The organism is Nocardiopsis sp. TNDT3, from assembly GCF_003427465.1.
Taxonomy (GTDB): Bacteria; Actinomycetota; Actinomycetes; order Streptosporangiales; family Streptosporangiaceae; genus Nocardiopsis; species Nocardiopsis dassonvillei.
The window spans coordinates 1-4,293 of sequence record NZ_QPFC01000499.1 but is presented as its reverse complement, the minus strand read 5'-3'; the positions used below and the strand labels follow the sequence as shown (position 1 = coordinate 4,293).

At 73.1% G+C, this 4,293-nt stretch carries 4 protein-coding genes and 1 pseudogene; 1 reads left to right on the top strand and 4 read right to left on the bottom strand.

Annotation, left to right across the window (positions count from 1 at the left end; genetic code table 11):
* Nucleotides 1-54: 54 nt before the first annotated feature.
* Both DQW06_RS13075 and DQW06_RS13070 read right to left on the bottom strand, forming a co-directional pair.
* Complete coding sequence (locus tag DQW06_RS13075; protein WP_198662440.1) at nt 55-711, bottom strand: cyclopropane-fatty-acyl-phospholipid synthase family protein; 657 nt, start codon at nt 709-711, stop codon at nt 55-57.
* A gap of 104 nt (nt 712-815) precedes the next feature.
* The gene (locus tag DQW06_RS13070; protein WP_013156473.1) at nt 816-1,433 is read right to left on the bottom strand and encodes a TetR family transcriptional regulator; all 618 of its coding nucleotides are present in this window, start codon (nt 1,431-1,433) and stop codon (nt 816-818) included.
* Between the two features lie 206 nt (nt 1,434-1,639).
* Here DQW06_RS13070 and DQW06_RS13065 point away from each other — a divergent pair, with 206 nt between their 5' ends.
* Nucleotides 1,640-3,394: an MDR family MFS transporter gene (locus DQW06_RS13065; RefSeq protein WP_013156472.1), complete on the top strand. Its 1,755-nt coding sequence runs from the start codon at nt 1,640-1,642 to the stop codon at nt 3,392-3,394.
* A 10-nt stretch (nt 3,395-3,404) separates the two neighbouring features.
* On the opposite strand, the gene DQW06_RS13060 is transcribed toward DQW06_RS13065, so the two are convergent.
* Both DQW06_RS13060 and DQW06_RS13055 read right to left on the bottom strand, forming a co-directional pair.
* Nucleotides 3,405-3,854, bottom strand: a complete 450-nt coding sequence (locus tag DQW06_RS13060) for a GNAT family N-acetyltransferase (protein WP_019609259.1) — start codon at nt 3,852-3,854, stop codon at nt 3,405-3,407.
* Between the two features lie 200 nt (nt 3,855-4,054).
* A pseudogene (locus DQW06_RS13055) lies at nt 4,055-4,293 on the bottom strand (cell division protein DivIVA); the annotation flags it as partial.

Sequence of the window (4,293 nt, the reverse complement as noted above, 5' to 3'; positions counted from 1 at the left end):
GCCGGGGCCCGCGCGGGCCCCGGCCGACCGCCGGACGCCGCGGGCCGGTTCCGGTCAGGCCTCGCGGCGGGCGCGGACCACCAGGTCGTGGACGGTGTGGGTCTCACCGTCCAGGACGGCCGTCCCCGCGCGGACCTCGTCGGCGAGCACGGTCCACTCCTCCCGGGGCAGGGCCGCCGCCACCTCGTCGCCCGTGTAGAACAGGTCCGGGTCCGGCGGGCGGGGCACGCCCTCCTCCAGGTCCCGGGGGTGGTGCGCGACGACCAGGAGTTCTCCCCCGGGCGCGACCGCCGAGGCCAGCGCGGCGAAGAACCGGGCGCGCCAGCGCTCGCGCAGGTGCATGAACTGCGAGATCACCAGGTCGAACGCGTCCTCGTCCGGGGACCAGCGGGTCACGTCCGCCCGCTTCCAGGTGATGCGCCCGGGCACCTCCCCGCCCCGCTCTCGGGCGTGGGCGGCGCCCCTGTCCAGCGCCACGGTCGAGATGTCGAGCGCGGTCACCCGCCAGCCGCGTTCGGCCAGCCAGATCGCGTCGGCGCCCTCGCCGCTGCCCACGTCCAGCGCCCGTCCGGGTTCGAGGTCGGCCGCCTCGGCCACCAGGTGGCGGTTGGGCCTGCCGCTCCAGATCCGTTCCTGTGAGCGGTAGCGCTCGTTCCAGAAGTCCTCGCCCATCTCCTCGGGCAGGGAGTCCGCCGCGTGTTCACCGGTCATGTCGACCACCTCCGCGCCCCACTCTCCACGCGCGGTCCGCCGGGCGCGACGTTCTTTGCCGACCCGGCAAAACGTGTCGCCCGGGCGGACGGGACCGCCGGTGGTCACCGGCTCGCCGGCGCGTCCCCGTCGTCCTCGGCGAAGTCGTCCATGCACAGGTCCAGCAGCGCCTGGATCCGGTCCGTGAGCCGGTCGCGGTCGAGCGCGCGCAGGGCCGTGGCCCCCTCGACCACGCGCACCCGGGTCAGCCCCAGCATCACGGCCGAGAGCAGCGAGGCGTGCGCCCGGCCGTCGTTCCCGCCGAGGTAGACCGTCAGCGGGTCGATCATCGCGCTGGTGATCCGCCCCTGGTAGACCGCCTGGAGGTCGGGGTCGCCCGCGGAGTCGTCCAGCGCGCGCTGGAGCGCGGTGGCCTCGCCGTGCAGGCGGCTCACCGCGTGCTCGGCCAGGCGCCGGGTGAGGGTGGCGGTTTCGCCCTCGATCAGCCCCGGGAAGACGCCGTCCTCGCGCAGGAGTTCGGTCAGCAGTCCGCTCTTGGCGCCGAAGTAGCGGTTGATGAGCGCGACGTTGACCCCCGCGTGCGCGGCGATCATCCTCGACGACACCGAACCGTAGCCCTCGTTGGTGAACAGCTCCTTGGCGCTGGCCAGAATGCGGGCTCTGGTGGCCTCCCGCCCCCTCGTCGGCCCGGGGCCGCCTCCGGTTTCCTCCGGACGGTCCATCTGCGTACCCCTTGGCGGCTGCGGTCTGGCGGTCAGTACTCCAGGTTGACACTTCCGGAGAACCGACGCATACCGAAACGTGCGGAGAGATATGGATTTGACAGGTCAACAGTGTTTACATATACCTGAGGACAGGACGACGCCCCCGGCAGCACGCCGCGGGGCCTTTTGTGCGTCCGTGATCGGGGGCTTGTGTGGAACAGTCGTTGCGTGGAGGAGCCGGAGCCGGGGACACTCCCCCGGGCGTCGAACCCCGGGCGGTCGCGCGGACGCGGACCTGCGATGATCCCCTCACCGAAACACCGCTGACGGACTCCCCACCCGGGGACGCCCCACCCGGGGACGCCCCCGCGGCGGACGTCCCGGCCGTCTCCGCCGCCGACGAGGCCCCCGGGCTGCCCTCGCGCCGCGTGGTGCGCCGCATCATGGTCGGCCTGGTCCTGGCCATGCTCACCTCGATGCTCACCAACTCCATCGTGGGCACCGCCCTGCCGACGATCATGGGGGAGCTGGGCGGCCAGGACCGCCTGGCCTGGGTCGCCACGGCCGCCCTGCTCACGATGACGGCCTCCACCCCCGTGTGGGGCAAGCTCTCCGACGTCTGGGGGCGCAAGCTCCTCTTCCAGCTGGCCCTGGGCATCTTCATCGTGGCCTCGGTCGCCGCGGGCCTGGCGCAGGACATCAACTGGCTGATCGCGGCCCGCGCCCTCCAGGGGCTGGGCGTCGGCGGTCTGGCCACACTGCCCAACATCATCCTGGGAGACGTGGTCCCGCCCCGCGAGCGCGGCCGCTACAGCGGACTCATCGGCATGGTGTTCGGGGTGTCCACCGTGCTGGGGCCGCTGGTGGGCGGGTTCCTGGTGGACAGTCCGCTCGGCTGGCGGTGGTGCTTCCTCATCACCGTGCCGCTGGCCCTGTTCGCCTTCGTCGTCATCCAGTTCATGTTCACCATGCCCTTCGTCCCCCGCCGCGACGCGCCCGTGGACTGGCTGGGCGCCGGGCTGATCTTCAGCGCCGCGAGCACCGTGATCGTGCTGCTCAGCCTGGGCGGCACACAGTTCCCGTGGAACTCGCCGCTGTCCTACGCCCTGGGCGCCGGGGCCCTCCTGCTCACGGCCGCGGCCGTGGTGGTCGAGCGGCGGGCGCGGGAGCCGATCATCCCGGCACGCCTGTTCGGCGACCGGACGTTCGTACTGTCCTCGCTCGGGTCGGCCTGCGTCGGGATGATGATGTTCGGCCTGATCATCTACATGCCGCAGTACCTCCAGATGGTGCACGGCATGACGCCGACCGTGTCGGGCCTGATGACGCTGCCGCTGGTGGCTTCGTTCCTGCTCACCTCGATCGGCTCCGGCTACGCGGTGGGCGGCAGCGGCCGGTGGAAGGCCTACCCGGTCACGGGCATGGCCCTGTGCCTGTTCGGGTTCGCCGCCCTCAGCCTGGCCTATCTGGACACCGGGCTGACCACGGTGGTCGCGGGCCAGGTGATGGTCGGCCTGGGGCTGGGCCTGTGCATGCAGATCCTGCTGCTGGCGACGCAGAGCGCCCTGCCCCTGGCGGACATGGCCACGGGCACGGCCTCGGTCGTGTTCTTCCGCAACCTGGGCGGCGCCACCGGCGTGGCCGCGTTCGGCGCGGTGATGGTGGGACGGCTCAACGGCGAGCTGGCCCAGGCGTCGGCCGACGCGCGGGCCCGGGTGGCGGCGGACGCCGCGGCCGGGACCGACTCGGGGGCGCGGGAGCTGTCGGTCGGGCTGTCGGAGGCGGCCGAGGCCGCGCAGGGCTCCCCCGAACTGGTGCACTCGCTGCCGGAGCCGGTCCGCGAGGTGGTCGTGGGCGCCTTCGACCACGCCATGCAGGGCGTGTTCCTGGCGGGGATCCCGATCGCCGTGATCGGGCTGGTCACCGTGGTGTTCATGCGGGGTGTGCCGCTGAGCGGGGGCTCGGCGGCCAAGCGCTGACGCCCGCGGGTCACAGGTAGCGGCGGAAGCCCTCGGCGGAGCTGTCGAAGCCCAGCGCGGTGTGGAACCGGTGGACGTCCTGGCCGTTCTCGTGCGCCAGCAGCTCCACCTTGTAGCACCCGGCCCGCGTGGCGCGGTCGAGCGCGTCCTCCATGAGCGCCCGGCCGATGCCCCGGCCCCGGGCCAGGGGGTCGACCACGAGGTTGTCCACCACGGCCCAGGGCTGGGCGTCGTGGGTCAGGTTGGCCACGACCAGCAGGTCCAGGGTGCCGATGATCTGGCCGCGTTGCTCGGCGACGAGGATCGTGCGGTCGGGGTCGTTCTCCATCCGCGTCCAGGCGCGTACGGCGGCGGAGGACATGCGAACGTGCGCGCTCTGCGCGTGGGTGGTGTCGCCGAGTTCCCTGAGAAGACGCAGAATCGCACCGAGGTCCGACCGGATGGCCGCGCGGATAATCATGGCTGTCGGCATCGTAGCCGACAGCCTGCGACAAGGCGGACGTCACCCTACATCGGGCCACAAAACGCCGGGGGCGGGGACGTGGTCCCCACCCCCGGATCGCGTTCCGGACCGGTGCGCCGCGAGGGCTCGCCGCGGGCCCGGAGAGGACTGGCCGGGGAGGGCTCCCCGGGCGCTCCCGTCCGGGCGGAACCGCGGGGTCAGGGCTTGCGGATGACCCGGACGCCGTCCTCGCCCTTGGGCGGCTGGTTGTGGCCGGACTCCGGGTGGCGGTAGATACCGGTGATGCCCGGATCGCCGCCCTGCTCCTGGCCCTTCTGGCCCTGCTGCGGACCGGACTGCGGCTGCTGCGGACCCGCCTGGCCCTGCTGCGGGCCGGGCTGCGGCTTCTGGTCGCCCTCGGGGGCGGGACCGGTGAAGCGGGCGCCCTGCGGGGGGC

Bases quoted from the DNA above. Each gene is read 5' to 3' on its own strand.
- DQW06_RS13075 (WP_198662440.1), bottom strand. From the start codon at position 711: ATGACCGGTGAACACGCGGCGGACTCCCTGCCCGAGGAGATGGGCGAG.
- DQW06_RS13070 (WP_013156473.1), bottom strand. From the start codon at position 1,433: ATGGACCGTCCGGAGGAAACCGGAGGCGGCCCCGGGCCGACGAGGGGG.
- DQW06_RS13060 (WP_019609259.1), bottom strand. From the start codon at position 3,854: ATGATTATCCGCGCGGCCATCCGGTCGGACCTCGGTGCGATTCTGCGT.